Genomic DNA, 18634 nt, shown 5'->3' on the forward strand with positions numbered 1-18634 from the left:
ATTTAAACTTGAGCTCCTTTTCTTATTTTCATTAACCTTTAATTTTTTCGATGAAAACTACTTTTAAATAGTCTCCCTCTTTAAATTGATCAATTGTACGGAAATCTTCCGGTAAAGAATGTTCTTCTAATATTTTATATTTACCGTTCATTTCTTTAAATGCTGTATCGATAAAGCCATTAAACTTTTTCATATCGAATGCGCTACAATTTGTAGAAGCAACGATAATACCGTTATTTTCTGTAATCGCAATTGTTTCTTTTAATAAGTTTTTATAATCTTTCGCCGCACTGAACGTATATTTTTTAGAGCGTGCAAAGCTTGGGGGATCAAGTACAACCATATCAAATTTCATCTTTTTCTTAGCTGCATATTTGAAATACAGAAATACATCTTCTACAATAATATCTTGTGCTTCATAATCAATTTCATTTACACTAAACTGCTCAATGGTTTTACTTAAACTACGATTTGCAAGGTCCACACTTGTTGTTTTACTTGCACCGCCAAGCGCTGCAAATACAGAGAAAGCCCCAGTATAAGAGAACATATTTAAAACCGTTCTTCCTTTTGCATATTTATCACGAATTTGTTTTCGAACGTTACGCTGATCTAAAAACACACCAACCATCGCCCCGTCATTTAAATATACAGCAAAGTTTACACCGTTTTCTTTTACGATAAGTGGGAACTCACCGCGCTCTCCTGCGACAAAATCATCACCTTCAATGTATTTCCCTTTCGTATCAAAACGCTTTTTCTCATAAATCCCTTTGAAATTTGCTACTTTTTGAAGTGCTGCTATAATCTCATCGCGGAAAGTATAAACCCCTTCACTATACCAACTTATTACGTAATAGCCGTCATAATAATCGATGATTAAACCACCAAGGCCATCGCCCTCACCATTCAGGGCACGGAATGCTGTTGTATCATTTGATTTATAAAAATCTTTTCGTTTATGTAAAGCAGATTTGATTTTACTTTCAAAGAAAGGTTGATTAATTTGCTCTTTCTCTTTTCTCGTTAAAATCCATCCATATCCTTTATTTTGTTTTCCATAATAGCCTTTTCCGATGAATTGGTTCTTCTCATCTACTACGTTGATGATTGTTCCTTCTTCACGTACATCATTTAAATTTTGAATAGCATCTTTTAAAATAAGTGGATATCCACTTTTAATTTCTTTTATAAACTTCGGTTTTATTTTTATAGTTACTTCAGATCGCATGTAATGTCTTCCTTTCCATTTGAATGCTTTCTAATTAGTAGGAAGCAATGTAAAAAACGAGGCTGAAAAAAGCCTCGTTTCACTATACCATATTATTGCTTTGCTAGTACAACTAGCTCATCTCCTGGTATAACCGCTATATATTTATACAATGTTGAAAAAGTAAGACTACCATCATCGTGACGAATAAATAATATTACATCCTCTGAATCGCTCTCTTCTTTATTAATTTTTTGTTCTTCCTCAACTTGTATTGTTTTAAATGTATAACCCTCTTCAATTTTTCTATCTAACTCTTCATAAATTTCATTTTGACCAAACAGTAAATGAGCTTTTTTCGAAAGAGAGATGCGTTCTTGCTCAATCTTTTCCACATCATGAATCGGAAGTAAAAATGTATTATGATGTCCAAACTGCGGTACATATGTGTTTGCGACTAATACATTGTAAGAATCCGTATCTGTAACTGAAATTAAGTATTCATACTGATTCATATCTACTTCAAATTGCAACTGCTCTGAGAGTACTTGGCCGTTATATGTATTAAGCCCTTTCACTTTTGCGCATTGCAAATGTTCTTCCGATACATCTACGATTAAGCTCGGAATCCCCATCTCTTTACAATGCATAGCGAATGCAGTTGAGAATGTACTAGCTCCTGAAATTAAAATACCTGGTGGCTGTGTATTGGCTAATCCTAATTTTTTTGCTAAAAATCCAATTGAAAATCCATGAGCACAAACGGTCGTAATTACGAGTGCAAATGTAAGTGCTGTTAATATAGAAGCATCTTTATACCCTTCTTGTAATAACTCCGTCGCAAAGTAACTTGAAACCGTTAATGCAACAATACCTCGCGGCGCAATCCAACCAACTAGCGCCCTTTCTGATCTTGTTAACTCTGTTCCGATTGTCGATACCCAAATTGATAAAGGACGAACAACAAATATCATCATAAGTACGAAGCTAATAATAGGCCAGCTAAAAATCTCCATAATCGTCGTTCTTGGAAGTGATGCTGTTAAGATGATGAAAACAGTCGATGTTAATAGTACGGAAATATTTTCGTTAAAATGACGAATATCACCGATAGAAGAAATATATTTCTTCATCCGTGCAAGTGTAATCCCCATTACAGTTACGGCTAGCATACCTGTTTCATGCATGACTTCATCTGCAATGCCGAAGCATAGTAATACCGTAACGAGCAAAATCGGTGCCTTTAAATATTCTGGTACTTTCCCTTTTAAAATCATATAACTCATAAAAATACTAAACGCATACCCAAGCACCATTGCAAATAACGAACCTGCAAAGAAATATAGTAACGTATGTAAGTGTACATTTTCTTTCGTTAAGAAATTTACAATTTGAAAGGCGAATACAGCAAGTAATGCTCCAAACGGATCAACGATAATCCCTTCCCACTTTAAAATTGCAGCTGTCCTTGGCTTTAATCGTGCTTGGCGTAACAAAGGAATAATTACAGTTGGACCTGTCACAATAAAAAGTCCTCCAATAATAAATGCAACCGCCCAATCTAATCCAGCGACGTAATGAGCTGCAAGTGAGCCAGCAATCCAAGCAATAAACGCACCAAACGTAACAATACGAAATACTGGTTTTGATAGTCCCCTCAGTTCACGTACATCTAAACTTAAACTACCCTCAAACAATATAATAGCAACAGAAAGTGATACGAGTGGACTAAAAACATCTCCAAGCACCTCTTTTGGATTAATAATACCGAAAACTGGACCAATTAATAATCCGGCAACTGCCATAACAACAATAGCAGGGAGCTGGAAGCGCCATGCAGTCCATTGTGAGGCGATGCCTAGTGTAATAATAATAACGATACTAAGTAACAGTGATTCGACCATAATACCCTCCTTGTTCATAGTATTGCGAAAGCAAGGTATAAACCATACTTTGCTTATGTATATTTCTTATTTTGTTTTATTTTAATAATATATAACTTCATTAACTATATGGTCAAATTATTTATATAATAGTAAATTCATCCTTAATTCTACATTTATATGAAAATTACTATTGACAATGATAATGATTTTCATTATCATTTAATGTATATGAGTTCTTGAAAATAAAGGCTACATTTATAGGAGGAATAAACATGATTATTGTTACAAATACAACTAAAATTACAAAGGGAAATGGCCATAAATTAATTGAGCGTTTTAATAAAGTGGGTAGAGTCGAAACAATGTCAGGATTTTTAGGATTAGAAGTTCTTTTAACGCAAAATACAGTTGATTATGATGAAGTAACAATTAGCACTCGCTGGAATGCAAAAGAAGATTTCCAAGGTTGGACAAAGAGCTCAGCATTTAAAGATGCTCACTCACATCAAGGCGGGATGCCAGACTATATTCTTGATAATAAAATTGCTTACTATGATGTAAAAGTTGTACGTATGCCAATGGCTGCAGCACAGTAAGCATATTTATTTTTTAAAGTATAGAATATGAAGAGTGTTACCACTTCTCATATTCTATACTTTTTTTATTTAATGTCTTTTTACTAGTTTCGCATGTACTACTAATCTTCCCGCTTCTGGATCAAGTGCATAGTCACACGTCGAAAGTGTTACGATTTGATCACTTTCTGTCACTTTTGTATCCGTTTTGTACAGCGATTTTTCTTGAATTTTCTCCAAAAATGATGTGTATTCCGTATCACTACTAAAATCCGTTTCAATGTAATAAAAATCAGTTGTTGTTGTATACACCGAAAACACTTCAAGATCATATCCTTCAAATAATGTATCGTAATATAATTTACGATGCGACATGAAGAAATCTTCATCCAACATTTTCTTTAAACTTCCAAACATAGAACCATCTTTCATACGGTGACCATATAAAATAGTATTTCGATTTTGAGATTTCACATCATTACGATAGTCCATAAAAATGCTTCCTGCTCTCATATCTTCACCTTTATAATTTCGAAATAAATAGTAATCATTGTCTTTTGCTTGAACGATTGGATAATTAATTTGTGTATCATCCATCGTAATCCATCCAACTATTTCTTGGTTAATTTGCTGTAGAACTTTGAACTGTTTACGTACTTCCCCGTCTTGTGATTGCTCTTCCATCGGACTCTTTTCATAAATGTTTTGTGCTTCGGCCATTACTTTACGATTTTCATAGTAATCCATGAAAATATCACCTAATTCATATACTGAATAGAAAAAGGTACCTAAAAAAACAACTGTAAGTATTCGTTGAAAAAAAGAATTCTTCTTCCGTTCTTTTTTACTACTCAAATCATCACCTCAAAACGGATTGTTCGCATGTTTAAATGCCCATTGGGACCATATACAACCCTGTATCTTCATCTTGCTTTACAACGACATCTACACCGTATATCGTCTTTATCATACTTTCTGTCACAACATCATTCGGCTTGCCTTTTGTAACAATTTCGCCGTCTTTCATAACGATGATATGATCACTATAGCGAATCGCCTGATTGATATCATGTAATACCATAACGATTGTCAATCCATGTACTTCATTTAACTCTTTTACTAGCTCTAATATTTCAAGTTGATAATAAATATCTAAATATGTTGTCGGTTCATCTAAAAAGAGCATTGGCGTCTTCTGAGCTAACGTCATGGCAATCCAAACACGTTGTCTTTCTCCACCAGATAAGGCGTGAATCTCTTTATCACGTTTACTTAGCAAATTTGTACATGCTAAAGCCCTTTCTATTGCTTCTCTATCTTCATCAGTTTGCGAAGAAAATATATTTTTATGAGGCATACGGCCAAAGCTTGTTAATTTCTCTACCGTCATATCTGCCGGTGCTTCATTTTGTTGATGGACAACGGCTAACTTTCTAGCAAACTCTTTCGGTTTATATTGGCTAATTGCCTTCCCATCAAGTATTACCTCTCCACTACGAGGATCGTGATTTCTTGACATCACACCAAGTAATGTTGATTTCCCACAACCGTTTGGTCCAATAATTGTTGTAATTTTACCAATCTCTATTTCACTACTAACCGACTTTAATCGATCCGTTACATTATCGTACGAAAAGGTTACATTTTTAATTTCCATGAACTTTATCACTCTTTCTAAGCAAGAATATTAAGAATGGGCCACCAATAACTGCCATAATCGTCGCTGCTGGAATTTCGTTAGGTGGCACAATTAACCTTCCAATCGTATCCGCCGTCAAAATTAATAACGCCCCTGCAAGAGCAGAAAATGGAATTAATGCTTTATGGTCTGAACCAACTAGTTGTCTTGAAATGTGCGGAACGAGTAATCCTACGAAAGCGATAACACCTGCAATTGCTGTTGATACTGCCGCTAAGAGTACTGCAATGGCAGAAATAATAAGACGAACTCTCGTCACGTGCAAGCCTAAGTTTTTTGCAGTCTTATCTTGTAGAGATAATAAGTTACACCAAGCTCCGACAAACAGTGCAAGAATAAGACCAATTGTTCCATAAGTAACCATTATTTCTACATCGCCCCACGTCTTCATCGTTATATTAGAAGTCGTCGTTTGCTTAATACTCTTAATGAAGTATCCACAAATCGTAATGAACGATTCATTTAATCCAGTGAACATCGCATTAATGGCAATACCAATTAAAATAATGCGAAGCGGACTTAATCCTGATTTCCATGAAAACGAATAAACGAGATAACACGCAAACGCACCACCTAGAAAGGCGAATACCGGCGTCCAGAAAAAGAATTGCGGGAATAGCGTAATAATAACAAGTGTCATAAAACTTGCTCCTGAAGATATCCCGATTACCCCAGCATCAGCAAGTGGATTTTTCATGACAGCTTGGAAGAGCACGCCCGAAACAGCAAGAGCTGCTCCAGTAAATAGTGCAATAATAATACGTGGGAAACGTAAATCTTTAATCACTTCAACATCTTCATTTGCCCCTGTAAATATTCCTTGTACAAGGTCAATAATACCTACTTCTAAACTACCTTTCGTCGCTGACAACAAAGTCATAATGATGAGTAATACAGTAACAATAAAGAAACTCCAAAATTTTTTATTCATGCTAATCTTCCTTTATATTAAAATGCATCACGGATACATCATTTTTTTCAATTCATCTAGCGCTTCAGTCGCTGCTAAATTTCCTGTCGTTCCAAATAAACGCTCTTCTAAATCGTAAACACGATTATTTTTAACTGCAGCGAAGTGTTTCCAAATATCATTTGTTTTAAATTCTTTATCAAACATTTTTACAACTTCATCAGGCATACCATGTGCCGCTCGTAAAATAATGTCTGGATCAGCTTTTTTTAAATACTCTGTATTAGAAGCTAAATACTCTACTTGTTCACCTTGTACAATGTTTTTACCACCTAATTGTTTCACTAAATCTCCAATATAAGAATGCTCTGTTGCTACTAAATAACTCCCCGGTACACCTAATAAAATAAGCACTGTCGGTTCTTTCTTTCCCTTTACTGCTTTTTGAATCTCTGCAACCTTGTTATCTAACTTAGTTACAGCTGCTTCAGCCTGCTTTTCACGTCCATATTGCTTACCTAAATTACTAATGGAATTTTGCATATTTTTTAAACTTGTTAGATCTAAAAAGTTTGCTTTCATACCTACACCATCAAAAACTGGCTTTAATTCATATTCAAGTGTTGTCACGGATAATACTTCTGACGGCTTTAATGATTTTACCTTTTCCATATCAGGACTCATCGGATTCCCAACTTCAGGTAAACCTTTATATCTCTTTGGTAAATCTTTAGTACTTGTTGGTACACCAATTAAATCTACTTCTAACGCATCCATAATTTCAGTAACAGCAACTGTCGTTGCGACAATCCTCTCTTTACCCTCACTCTTTACCTGCTTCGCTGTTTCTTTTTTGGGCGCCTGGCATCCAGCTATACTCACTAATAAAATGATAGCCATTAGTACACTTACAATTTTCTTCACTCTTAATCACCACTCCTTTCCAAACAATATGAAACAAGTCTTGATGCATGCAAACATGCATCAAGACTCCAAAAATTACAATCTACCTGCTCTATATTTACGAACTAGTAAAGCAAGTGACCCAAGCAATAGCACCATGTATAAACCTAGTTGTGCTGTATCTGCCGTTTTTGAGTTTTTCTCTTTTTTTGAATCATTTTTTTGATCTTCTTTTTTCTTCTTATCATCTGCATTTCGGTTAAAATCAGGATTATCTACTTTTTTTACATTATCTACTTTCGGTGTAATCACTGGATTGTTCGGATCATTTTTCGGATCTTTTTTTGGATCCTCTTTAATAGTCCCTAACGCACCAATATTATTTGTATCAAATTGAATTTGGACATCGTAGAAGTGGTGGTAGTTCATCTCATCAATGTCTACTTTCACTTTTGCATTTAATTTTTTAAATAAATCTTCTACTTCAAATTGTACTACTCGCGTATTTGCATTTTTATCTTCACTTACTACTTTTGCATCAGCCAAAAGACTATTGTTTTCTGTTTGGAATTTCGTAATCCACGCACTATTTTTCAGCGTCATCTCAATGTACTTTTTACCATCTTTAACGATTAATTTTGCTGGATTTACAGTATAGTCATGCATCTTTGAAAGTTCTTCTGTTTTGTCTTTTAACACTTTAAATGTAATATCATATTGACCATCTACTAAATTTTTCGGATCAACTATTACTTTCGGTGTATTATTTCCACCTTGATTGTCATTTCCGCCTTGGTTGTCGTTTCCACCTTGGTTATCATTTCCGCCTTGGTTATCGTTTCCACCTTGGTTATCGTTTCCACCTTGGTTCCCTAAAGCTTTGATACTATCTTGATCAAATACAAATTGAACATCGTAGAAATGGTGATAATTCATTGAATCAATATCTACTTTTACTTTTGCATTTAATTTTTTAGACAAATCATTTACTTCTACTTCTACTACTCTTGTATTTTGCTCTTTATTTTCACTTAATACTTTTGCATTAACGAGCGAGCCATTCTTCTCAAAATCAAACTTTGTAATCCATGTACTATTTGTTAATGTAAACGATACATATTTCTTACCATCTTTTACTTTCAATACACCTGGGCTTTTTGTGTATGTATTCATCATTGATATTTCATCTGTTTGATCTTTTAATACTTTAAAGCCAATGCTGTATTCACCGTCTTTAAGAGCGTTTGGATCAATTGTTGTATTATTGCCTTGGTTGTCGTTTCCGCCTTGGTTGTTGTTTCCACCTTGGTTGTTGTTTCCACCTTGGTTGTCGTTTTCGCCTTGGTTGTCGTTTCCGCCTTGGTTATCATTTCCGCCTTGGTTGTCGTTTCCGCCTTGGTTGTTGTTTCCACCTTGGTTGTCGTTTCCGCCTTGGTTATCGTTTCCGCCTTGGTTATCGTTTCCGCCTTGGTTATCGTTTCCGCCTTGGTTATCGTTTCCGCCTTGGTTATCGTTTCCGCCTTGGTTGTCGTTTCCGCCTTGGTTGTCTAACGGTTTAATGCTATCTTTATCAAATGCAAATTGAATATCATAGAAATGATGATAATTCATTGAATCGATATCGACTTTTACTTTTGCGTTCAATTTTTTCGATAAATCTGCTACTTCCACTTCCACTACACGCGTATCAGCTTTCGTATCTTCACTCAATACACTCGCATCAACAAACGAACCATTTTTATCAAATTCAAACTTTGTAATCCAAGCGCTATTCGTTAATGTGAATGATACATATTTTTTACCATCTTTCACTTTTAACACGCCTGGACTCTTTGTATACGTGTTCATCATTGAAATTTCTTCTGTTTGATCTTTTAAAGCTTTGAAATTGATACTGTATTCACCATCTTTAATTGTTTCAGCATCTGGATTTTTGTTTCCATCTGGTTTTTCTACTTCCGGTTTCTCTACTTCTGGCTTCTCTACTTCTGGCTTCTCTACTTCTGGTTTCTCTTCATTTTTAATTTGTTCAAGCTTATCTTGTTCAAATAAAAGTTGCACATCATGTGTTTGCTTATAGTTTCTTGATGCCATTTCGATAAATACTTTTGTATTTAGTTTTTTAGATAAATCGTTTACTTCAAACTCTACTACTCTTGTATCTTTTTCTTTATCTTCACTCACTACTTTTGCATCAACAAACGCACCATCTTTTTCCGTTTGGAAATTTTTAATTAATGAGCTACTTTTTAGTGTTACAATTGCTTTTTTCTTACCATTTTCTACTTTTAATACCCCTGGATTTACCATGTAAGTATTCATCTTAGATTCTTCATCTGTTTGATCTTTTAACACTTTAAATGGAATGCTGTACTCTCCATCTTTAATTGTGTTAGAATTTGGTTGTTGATCTGGGTCAGGCTTTTGGTCGGGCTTCTGACTCGGATCCGGATTTTCATTTGGATCTGGCTTATTAGCTGGGTCCTCTTTTTCATTTGGTTGTTCTACATGAATCGGTGTAATACTATTTTGATCAAATGCAATACGCACATCATAGTCATGATGATAATTTAAAAAATCAATGTCTACTTTTACTTTCGCATTTAATACCTTCTCTACATCGTCCACATCGAATTCTACGACTCTTGTATCTTTTTCTTGATCTTCACTAATTACATTTGTCGCAACAAACTGACCACTTTTTTCCGTTTCAAACTTTGTAATCCATGAACTATGTTCTAACGTAAAGGATACTTTCTTTTTCCCATTCTTCACTTTTAAAGTTCCTGGACTTACAGAGTATTGATTCATCATAGATTCTTCATCTGATGTGTCTTTAAGAACTTTGAAACCGATTGAGTATTCACCGTCAGCTAGTTGACTAGCAGCTTGAACTGCAAGTGGTTGTAGCGTTGATACGAATGTGAAAATCGTTAGAAACATTGCAACAACAATTTTAAAATACCTGTTCAATAGAATGACTCTCCTTTTTTAAAAACTTCCAATTATTTAATGCTGTTCCCATCAAATACAAAACGAATATCATACGAAGCGTTATAATTAATAATTGGGATATTAATTTTCACCTTGCCATTTAGTTTTTTTGACAAGTCAGCTACTTCAAATTCTACTACTCTAGTATTCTCTTTTTTGTTTTCACTTAAGACTGTTGTTTCTAAAAATTGACCATCTTTTTCTACTTGGAAACTTTTAATAGAAACACTATCTTTCACTTTCAACGAAACGTATTGTTTTCCATTTTTAACTGTTAATGTTGCTGGACTTTCAAAATAACTATTCATTCTAGATGATTCATCTTTATCGCCTTTCCATACAGTAAAAGCAATATTATATTTTCCATCAGCTAATTTTGTAGCAGCCTTTGTATCTTGTGAACCTAGTGTTGCTATAAACGTAAATAAAACAGCAAATACGGCAATAATCATTTTAAATTGTTTAAACATATATTCATCACCCTTCAAAAGATTTATTTACTTAACTTCACTTTACGAATTAAGAAAACACCTGAAATAAGAATTAACGCTGCAAATAATCCGATACGTGCTTCATCACTTGTTTTTGGGTTATCTGTTTTTTCAGCTTTCCCACTTTCATTTGTTCCTTTATTTACATCTTTGTTTGTTTCTTTGTTTGTTTCTTTGCTCTCTTCTTTCTTCACTTCTTCTTTTACTTGTGTATTTTTTTGAGTTTGATCTTCATTTTTTGTTGCAGCAGTTTCCTTATTCTCTCCACCTACTGCTTTTACATTTGCATCAAACGCAAAGCGAATTGTGTAGTTATGGTCATAATTTACGTTCGGTACAACAACATGAATTTTTACAGCTGCTGGTTTAGATAAGTCGTCTATTTTAAACTCTACAGTTCTTTTATCTGCAGATTCATCTTTACTAACAACTTTTGCTTCAACAAAGTTCCCGTTCTCTGGTGCTTTAAATTCTGTAATCCAAGCACTATGATTCATAGGAATTTGTACTCTCATCTCACCATTTTTTACAATTAACTTAGCTGGTTTTTCAAAATAATCATTTGCCATTGAAGCTGAATCATTTTCTGCTTTTTGTATGACATAGTTAATATCGTAAGTACCGTCAGCTACATTTGCCGAAGCTTGTCCGAATGGCACTACGAGAAAAGCTAGCATACATACGAATGTCATAATAAAAGCGGGTAATACCGAAAACTTTCTCATTTACCTTACTGCCTCCTTGTTTTTCTTTTTTGAAAATGATAATTATTCTCAATATATAAGAAAAAAATAATCTTTCTATCTCTATTTTATAACGAGTAACACTATGTAGTTAGAAATATATTGATTATCATTCTCATTGATAGACAAAAAAATAATCCCACCAATTTTTCCTATAAGAATAAACATAAAACTCTTTCATCATTTTATTGATTATCATTCTCAACGAATTTCAAAAAAAATAAACCGCCTAATTCTATCGTTTTATCACCTCTTCTTACAAAAATGATATAGTCATAGAAAACCTCTTCCCTTCCAATATTCCCACAACTAAGTCAATCTTAGCCTACTGGTAATTTTTTTGTCAACTATATTACGTATAAAATTTTTAATATCTGAATTCTTCTATATATAATTTTTCTACAAAAAAAGAGGCTTTCTTTTAAAGAAAGCCTCTTTCCCTTATTTTTCTACAGCAATTTCTTGCTTTTGAAATAAAGAAACTACATATCCAATTGCAATTCCAATGATACCCGGAACTAGCCAACCAATCCCTACACTATATAATGGAATTTTATCTAAAATAGGAGCAAGGGCCGCTACTTGAAGATTTGCATTATGCAATCCATCAAAGAAGCTAATTGCAAATGCGCCTACAATACCGCCTACATACATAGCTAATGGAAGACGAATATAGTTTTCAACAAGTGATAATACGATCAGTACGATACCAATTGGGTAAATTGCAATTAAAATCGGCAATGCTAATGCGTTTAACTGAGTTAAACCAAGATTTGCTACCATAAATGCTAATACAGAGAAAATAAAAATGACTTTTTGATAAGAAAGCTTTGGTAATAACGAAGAAAAATATTCTCCACAAGCTGCTACAATACCGACAGAAGTTGTTAAGCATGCTGCTGTAATTGCGATACCTAGTAATAATGTTCCGTAGCTACCAAATAAATGATTCACGACGTTTGTTAAAATAATTCCGCCGTTTGCTCCCATTCCAAGTGAAACACTTGAAGCTCCAAGGTAAGCAAGTGCTAAATAAACAAGAAGTAAGCCAAGTGCTGCAATAAATCCTGCAAAGATTGTTACTTTCGCAATACTGTTCTTATTTGTAATGCCTTTTGCTTTTAAAGCATTGATCACAACATTTCCGAAAACAAGTGCTGCAAGTCCATCTAAAGTTAAATATCCATCAATAAAACCTTTAAAGAGTGGGGCACTATACGCTTCTGTAGGGGCACCAAACTCTCCCATTGGAGTCATAATTGCTTTCGCTACAATAATTGCAATAACAGCTAATAAAATTGGAGTTAACACTTTACCAATGCGCCCCACTAATTTCGATGGGTTTAATGCTAAATAGAAAGTTACTGCAAAGAAAATAAATGTAAAGATAACAAGTGGATAGGATTGACCAGCTATCTCACTTGGTAAAAACGGTGCAACACTCATTTCATAAGCAACAGTCCCTGTACGTGGCACACTAACAAATACGCCTAAACATAAATAAATTGCAGTAATGAAAATTAGCGCGAATACAGGATGTACACGTCTTGCTAATTCATTAATATCTCCCTTTAGAGCTATAACAATAACTCCTAATAAAGGCAGTCCTACACCTGTTACGATAAAGCCAAATAACGCGATCCATACATCTGTTCCAGCACCTTGCCCTAACGCTGGTGGGAAAATCATATTACCGGCACCGAAAAACAGTGCAAATAACATTAAGCTTATTGCAAACATCTCAGAAAACTTTAAAGATGACTTCATTTCTACTACCTCCTAATTATTTTATTGACAAAATATTCTGAATTAAAATCCGTCACATATCCTCTTTCAAGCATACTTCCCCGTAAAAGAACGCAAAAAACACCCGTCCCTAACAAAGGGACGAGTGTTGAAATCGTGGTTCCACCCTTATTCTAATAAAATGAATTTATAACGAAATAAGCTCATTTTATAGCTCGTGTAAATTGATAACGGTTTTATCCGCCAAGAATTACAATGCATCTGCAGTTCACTCTTGAAGTTTAGAGGTGGTAAGTTTGTCTTTCCGTATTAGGAAGCTCACAGCCTAAGGCTTCCCTCTCTGAGAATCGTCAAAAACAACTCATGTCCTCATCATTACTTTTATAAAATATGTTGTCGAAACTTGTTGTTTTTTATTATATGGGCTATTTTTTAAAAAATCAATAGTTTTATTTTTTCTGACAAAAAAATATAGGGAGAAAACTTTCCTCCCTATAACTGCCCTATTAATATTTCTAATTCCTTAGGTGTAATGTCTCGCCATTTTCCAGCTTCAAGCTCATTTAGCTCTATATTCATAATGCGTACTCGCTTTAGCTTTGTTACAGTAAATCCGAAAGCACGACTCATTCTACGAATTTGCCTATTCATTCCTTGCGTTAAAACGATGCGGAATGTAGACTGATTAACTCTCGTCACTTTACATGGCTTCGTCATTCCATCTTTAATCTTTACACCGCTGGACATCTCATCAATAAACCAATCTGTAAACGGCTTATCAACAGTGACAACATATTCTTTCTCATGCTCATGATCACCGTGCAAAATTTGATTCGCAATCGCACCGTCATTCGTTAATAAGATGAGTCCTTCCGATGCTTTATCTAATCGTCCAACAGGAAAGATTCGTTCTGGATAATCGATATAATCAATAATATTATCTTCAATATGTTCAGCTGCTGTACAAGTAATTCCGACTGGTTTATGGAAGGCAATATACACCTTTTCTTTCTCTTCTTTTACAATAACTTGCCCATCAATCGTTACAATATCACCTTCATTAACGAGTGCACCGTGCGTACATACTTCACCGTTAATACAGGCACGTCCTGCTTTAATGAGACGGTCTGTTTCACGTCTTGAGCAGGATTTTGCTTCGCTTATGTATTGGTTGATTTTCATGTTTTGTTCCTTTTCTTATAGATTAAAAGCGTCAATCCATGGCGATATCATTATGCCAAGATTGACGCTCCTTTACTTCGCAAAAACAACTAAATAAATAACCCCAATTACCAAAAATATTCCGCAACAAGCTAACAATACTTTTGCAAGTTTGTCCATAAACATATAATGGTTTCCCCTTTTGTTTGGTTGTTTACTATTTTAATTCGACAACTGTTACGCCTAGGCCTCCCTCGCCCATGTCACCGTAGCGGTAGGTTTTCACACCGCGATGTTTCTTCAAGTAATCTTGTACACCTTGGCGAAGCGCTCCTGTTCCTTTGCCGTGAATAATTGATACACGAGGATAGCTTGCAAGCTGTGCATCGTCTAAATATTTTTCAACGCGCATCATTGCATCTTCATAACGTTCGCCGCGAAGGTCTAGCTCTAACGACACGTGATAATCTCTACCCTTCACACTTGCGACTGCTTTTTTCTCAGTTTGCTTCGGTGTATTAATGTATTCCATATTGGATTCTTTCACTTTCATCTTCAGAATACCAATTTGTACGCTCCACTCTGTATCACTTACTTTTTTAAGCAATTGACCTTTTTGACCGAACGTTAACACTTTTACTTCATCACCTGCGCGTAATTGTTGTTTTGGCGCTGTGTTTTTCACGTTTACTTTTTGTTTCTTCACAAGCTCTGGCGCCGCACCTTCTAGACGGCTCTTCGCTTCAATAAGCTCATGGTCTTTCACGTTTATAAGCTGTGCTTTACGCAATTGACGAAGTTCTTGAATAATGCCTTCTGCTTCTTGCTTTGCAGCTTCGACTTTTTCTTCCCCTTCTTTTTGCGCTTTTAATAATTTTTCATCGCGCTCATCGTTAAATTCAATAATTTGACGTTGTAATTCACGATGAAGTTTTTCAGATTGCTTACGATGCTCTTCCGCTTCTTTTCGTTCGCGCTCTGCATTTTTTTGGCTTTCTTCTAGCTTTGCAATCATATTTTCGATTTTGTTCGTATCTGTACTAATATGGTTACGAGCACGATCAATAACTCGATCAGACAAACCAAGACGCTTCGAAATTTCAAAGGCGTTACTACGTCCTGGTACACCGATTAATAATTTGTACGTTGGGCTTAATGTATTCACATCGAACTCAACGCTCGCATTAATAACTTGCTCACGATTGTATCCATATGCTTTTAATTCTGGGTAATGCGTCGTTGCAACAACGCGAGCACCACGGTTACATACTTCATCTAAAATAGAAATCGCTAGTGCAGCCCCTTCTTGCGGATCTGTCCCAGCACCTAATTCATCAAATAGGACTAAACTTTCAAAATCAGCTTTTTCTAAAATATCTACAATGTTTACCATATGAGAAGAGAATGTACTTAAATTTTGTTCAATCGATTGCTCATCACCGATATCAGCAAAGATGTTTTTAAATACACATATCTCTGATTCATCCATTACTGGAATATGAAGACCAGATTGCGCCATTAAGACACAAATACCGACTGTTTTCAGTGTAACTGTTTTACCACCTGTATTCGGTCCTGTAATAACGATTGTTGTAAAGTCTTTACCAAGCATAATGTTATTTGGCACGATAATTTCCGGATCAATAAGCGGATGGCGTGCTTGTTTTAAATCCATGTAGCGTTCATTATTTACGATTGGCTTCGTCGCTTTAATTCGCTTCGCATAAAGAGCTTTCGCAAAAATAAAATCAAGATTTGCAACTACTTCTACGTTTGATAAAACAATATCAGCTTCCACTGCTACTTCTTCCGTTAACATCATTAAAATGCGTTCTACTTCTTGTTTTTCTTTCACACGTGCTTCTTGAAGTGCGTTATTTAATTCCACGATTACTTGCGGTTCGATAAATAATGTTTGTCCAGAAGCAGATTGATCGTGAACAATACCACCATATACGCCGCGGTATTCTTGTTTTACCGGGATTACGTAGCGTTCGTTACGAATCGTTACAATTGCATCTGATAACATTTTTTGCGCGTTTGAAGAACGCGTCATGTTTTCTAATTTCTCACGAATACGGCTTTCCGCAGTACGAATTTGATTACGAATACCACGCAATTTGTCACTTGCGCTATCGACTACTTCACCGCCGTCACCAATACAATTTGTAATCTTCTTTTCTAAATCATATAAAGACACAATTTGTGCGACATGTGTTTCTAAAATTGGAAGCTCAACACCGTTGTCAATCATATCGTCAATGAAACGTTTCATTTGGCGACTACCGTACATCGTACTTGCGATTTCAATTAATTCATGAGGACTTAACATACTTCCAATTTTCGCACGCTTAATATTTGCACGAATATCAGAAATCCCTCCAAGTGGTACATGTCCTTTTAAGCGGATGACTTTCGCTGCCTCATCCGTTGTTTCTTGCAATTCCACAATTTCTTCAAAATCTGTGCTTGGCACTAAATTCTTCACTTTATCACGACCAAGTGAAGATGCTGTATGTTCAAGTAATTGTTCTTTTACTTTATTGTATTCTAATACACGCAACGTTCGTTCTAACATGTTGCAGGTCCCCCCTGTATTACTTATTACGTTTAATATAGTCTAATAAACGTTCAATATCCCATGTGTTAATCACGTTATCTTTTTGAATCCAACCTTTGCGCGCTGCTGCTACACCTGTTTCCATATCTTCTAACATTTCAAGTGTATGGGCATCCGTATTAATCGCTACTTTTACACCAGCATCTTGTGCTTGTTTTAATAATTTCGCGCTTAAATCTAGACGGTTTGGATTTGCATTTAATTCTAAAACTGTATTTGTTTCTTTTGCGAGCTGGATTAATAAATCTGTATCTACATCGTAACCCTCACGGCGCCCAAGAAGACGTCCTGTCGGATGGGCAATAATTGTGACATGCTTATTCTCAAGTGCAGTGCGAAGACGCTTCATAATCGTTTCACGGTCTTGTGAGAAGCTAGAGTGAATAGCTCCAATGACATAATCTAGTTCTGCTAATACTTCATCGTCAAAATCAAGTGTCGCATCTGGTAAAATGTCCATTTCAATCCCGCGCAAAATTGTAATGTCTGGATACTTTTCATTCATACGTTCAATTTCTTTCGCTTGTTCACGAAGACGCTCTTTCGTTAAACCGTTTGCTACTTTCAAGTATTGCGAGTGATCAGTAATTGCCATAAATTTATATCCACGAGCGCGGCACGCTTGCACCATTTCTTCAATTGAAAAAGCACCGTCACTCCACGTTGTATGCATATGTAAATCACCCTGTATATCAGAGAACTGAATTAAGTTCGGATACTCTTTAATTAATTCAATTTCTTTTCCATCTTCACGCACTTCTGGTGGGATGAATGGAAGGCCAAAGTGGGCGAAGAATGCTTCTTCTGTTTCGAATGTTTTCACTTCACCTGTCTCTAAGATTTCCACACCGTATTCACTAATTTTCTCGCCTCTATCTTTCGCAATTTGGCGCATTTTTACGTTATGGTCTTTTGATCCTGTGAAATGGTGAAGAGTTGTAATAAATTCTTCTGGTTTTACTAAGCGGAAGTCAATTGAAATATCATATTCATATTGAAGACGAACAGATACTTTCGTATCTCCACTTGCAATCACTTCAATCATATTATCAAATTGTAGTAAATGTTCACGCACTACTGCTGGCTCTGTCGTTGCAATGATGAAATCTAAGTCCTTCACTGTCTCACGAACACGGCGTAAACTACCAGCGCGTGAGAAACGAATTATTTCAGCAACATTCGACAATTTCTCCTCTATTTCCCCGGCAATAGGCAATACCATCGCAATTGGTAAACGCTCTGGACGAGAGCCTACTTGATCAATTGCTTCTAATATTTTCTCTTCTGTTTTCTTACCGAATCCAGCTAAAGCTTGTACTTTATTTTCTTCACAAACAGCTTTTAACGTTTCCATATCAACAACACCAAGTTCTTTGTATAACTTGGCCACCTTTTTACCACCAAGGCCTGGTAGTTTTAATAGTGGTAATAAACTGCTTGGTACTTCTTTTTCAAGTTCTTGTAGTACTTCAGATGTTCCCGATTCTATATATTCTTGAATAACTGCTGCCGTTCCTTTTCCGATACCTGGAATCTTTGTAAAATCTTCAATTTCAGAAAGACTACGGTCATCACTTTCTAGTGCTGCCGCCGCTTTACGGAATGCAGATATTTTAAATGGATTCGCGCCCTTTAGTTCCATAAATAGGCCGATTGTCTCTAGTAATTTGATAACTTGTTTTTTATTCACTTTCAT

At 35.4% G+C, this 18634-nt stretch carries 14 protein-coding genes and 1 other annotated feature; of the genes, 1 reads left to right on the forward strand and 13 read right to left on the reverse strand.

Features of this window, described 5'->3' with window-relative positions:
- Positions 1 to 31 precede the first annotated feature (31 nt).
- Together MKY90_RS23165 and MKY90_RS23170 are read right to left on the reverse strand one after the other, a co-directional pair.
- Positions 32 to 1231, reverse strand: a complete 1200-nt coding sequence (locus MKY90_RS23165) for a class I SAM-dependent rRNA methyltransferase (RefSeq protein WP_002067464.1) — start codon at positions 1229 to 1231, stop codon at positions 32 to 34.
- A 92-nt stretch (positions 1232 to 1323) separates the two neighbouring features.
- Complete coding sequence (locus MKY90_RS23170) at positions 1324 to 3114, reverse strand: cation:proton antiporter (protein ID WP_002167604.1); 1791 nt, start codon at positions 3112 to 3114, stop codon at positions 1324 to 1326.
- A 254-nt stretch (positions 3115 to 3368) separates the two neighbouring features.
- Here MKY90_RS23170 and isdG point away from each other — a divergent pair, with 254 nt between their 5' ends.
- Positions 3369 to 3692 (forward strand): heme oxygenase, encoded by a 324-nt coding sequence (gene isdG, locus MKY90_RS23175; protein ID WP_201064301.1) that lies wholly within the window; start codon positions 3369 to 3371, stop codon positions 3690 to 3692.
- A gap of 69 nt (positions 3693 to 3761) precedes the next feature.
- On the opposite strand, the gene srtB is transcribed toward isdG, so the two are convergent.
- The 11 genes from srtB to polX form a co-directional block, all read right to left on the reverse strand.
- Positions 3762 to 4526 (reverse strand): class B sortase, encoded by a 765-nt coding sequence (gene srtB, locus MKY90_RS23180; RefSeq protein ID WP_002129321.1) that lies wholly within the window; start codon positions 4524 to 4526, stop codon positions 3762 to 3764.
- Between the two features lie 31 nt (positions 4527 to 4557).
- Complete coding sequence (locus MKY90_RS23185; RefSeq protein WP_016086040.1) at positions 4558 to 5328, reverse strand: ABC transporter ATP-binding protein; 771 nt, start codon at positions 5326 to 5328, stop codon at positions 4558 to 4560.
- The gene (locus tag MKY90_RS23190; RefSeq protein ID WP_002034255.1) at positions 5318 to 6301 is read right to left on the reverse strand and encodes a FecCD family ABC transporter permease; all 984 of its coding nucleotides are present in this window, start codon (positions 6299 to 6301) and stop codon (positions 5318 to 5320) included. Before MKY90_RS23190 ends, MKY90_RS23185 begins: the two co-directional genes overlap by 11 nt.
- A 27-nt stretch (positions 6302 to 6328) precedes the next feature.
- The gene (isdE, locus tag MKY90_RS23195) at positions 6329 to 7204 is read right to left on the reverse strand and encodes a heme ABC transporter substrate-binding protein IsdE (RefSeq protein ID WP_002034254.1); all 876 of its coding nucleotides are present in this window, start codon (positions 7202 to 7204) and stop codon (positions 6329 to 6331) included.
- Positions 7205 to 7279: 75 nt separating this feature from the next.
- A complete protein-coding gene (locus MKY90_RS23200) occupies positions 7280 to 10156 on the reverse strand; it encodes an NEAT domain-containing protein (protein ID WP_341092658.1) in 2877 nt (958 codons plus the stop codon).
- Positions 10157 to 10188: 32 nt separating this feature from the next.
- Positions 10189 to 10647, reverse strand: coding sequence for an NEAT domain-containing protein (locus MKY90_RS23205; protein ID WP_341092660.1), 459 nt, complete (start codon positions 10645 to 10647; stop codon positions 10189 to 10191).
- A 23-nt stretch (positions 10648 to 10670) separates the two neighbouring features.
- On the reverse strand, positions 10671 to 11393 hold the full coding sequence (isdC, locus tag MKY90_RS23210) for a heme uptake protein IsdC (protein WP_341092663.1): 723 nt from the start codon (positions 11391 to 11393) through the stop codon (positions 10671 to 10673).
- Positions 11394 to 11852: 459 nt separating this feature from the next.
- Positions 11853 to 13178 carry a branched-chain amino acid transport system II carrier protein BrnQ6 gene (brnQ6, locus tag MKY90_RS23215; protein ID WP_002184862.1) on the reverse strand — a complete coding sequence of 442 codons (1326 nt, stop codon included), beginning with the start codon at positions 13176 to 13178 and terminating at the stop codon, positions 11853 to 11855.
- Positions 13179 to 13291: 113 nt separating this feature from the next.
- Positions 13292 to 13542, reverse strand: a binding site (T-box leader).
- A gap of 107 nt (positions 13543 to 13649) precedes the next feature.
- On the reverse strand, positions 13650 to 14339 hold the full coding sequence (locus MKY90_RS23220; protein ID WP_033731387.1) for a 23S rRNA pseudouridine(2604) synthase RluF: 690 nt from the start codon (positions 14337 to 14339) through the stop codon (positions 13650 to 13652).
- 196 nt (positions 14340 to 14535) lie between these two features.
- The gene (locus MKY90_RS23225) at positions 14536 to 16896 is read right to left on the reverse strand and encodes an endonuclease MutS2 (protein WP_061673926.1); all 2361 of its coding nucleotides are present in this window, start codon (positions 16894 to 16896) and stop codon (positions 14536 to 14538) included.
- A 19-nt stretch (positions 16897 to 16915) separates the two neighbouring features.
- Positions 16916 to 18634 (reverse strand): DNA polymerase/3'-5' exonuclease PolX, encoded by a 1719-nt coding sequence (polX, locus tag MKY90_RS23230; protein ID WP_341092664.1) that lies wholly within the window; start codon positions 18632 to 18634, stop codon positions 16916 to 16918.

The organism is Bacillus sp. FSL P2-0099, assembly GCF_038007445.1.
GTDB classification, from domain to species: domain Bacteria; phylum Bacillota; class Bacilli; order Bacillales; family Bacillaceae_G; genus Bacillus_A; species Bacillus_A mycoides.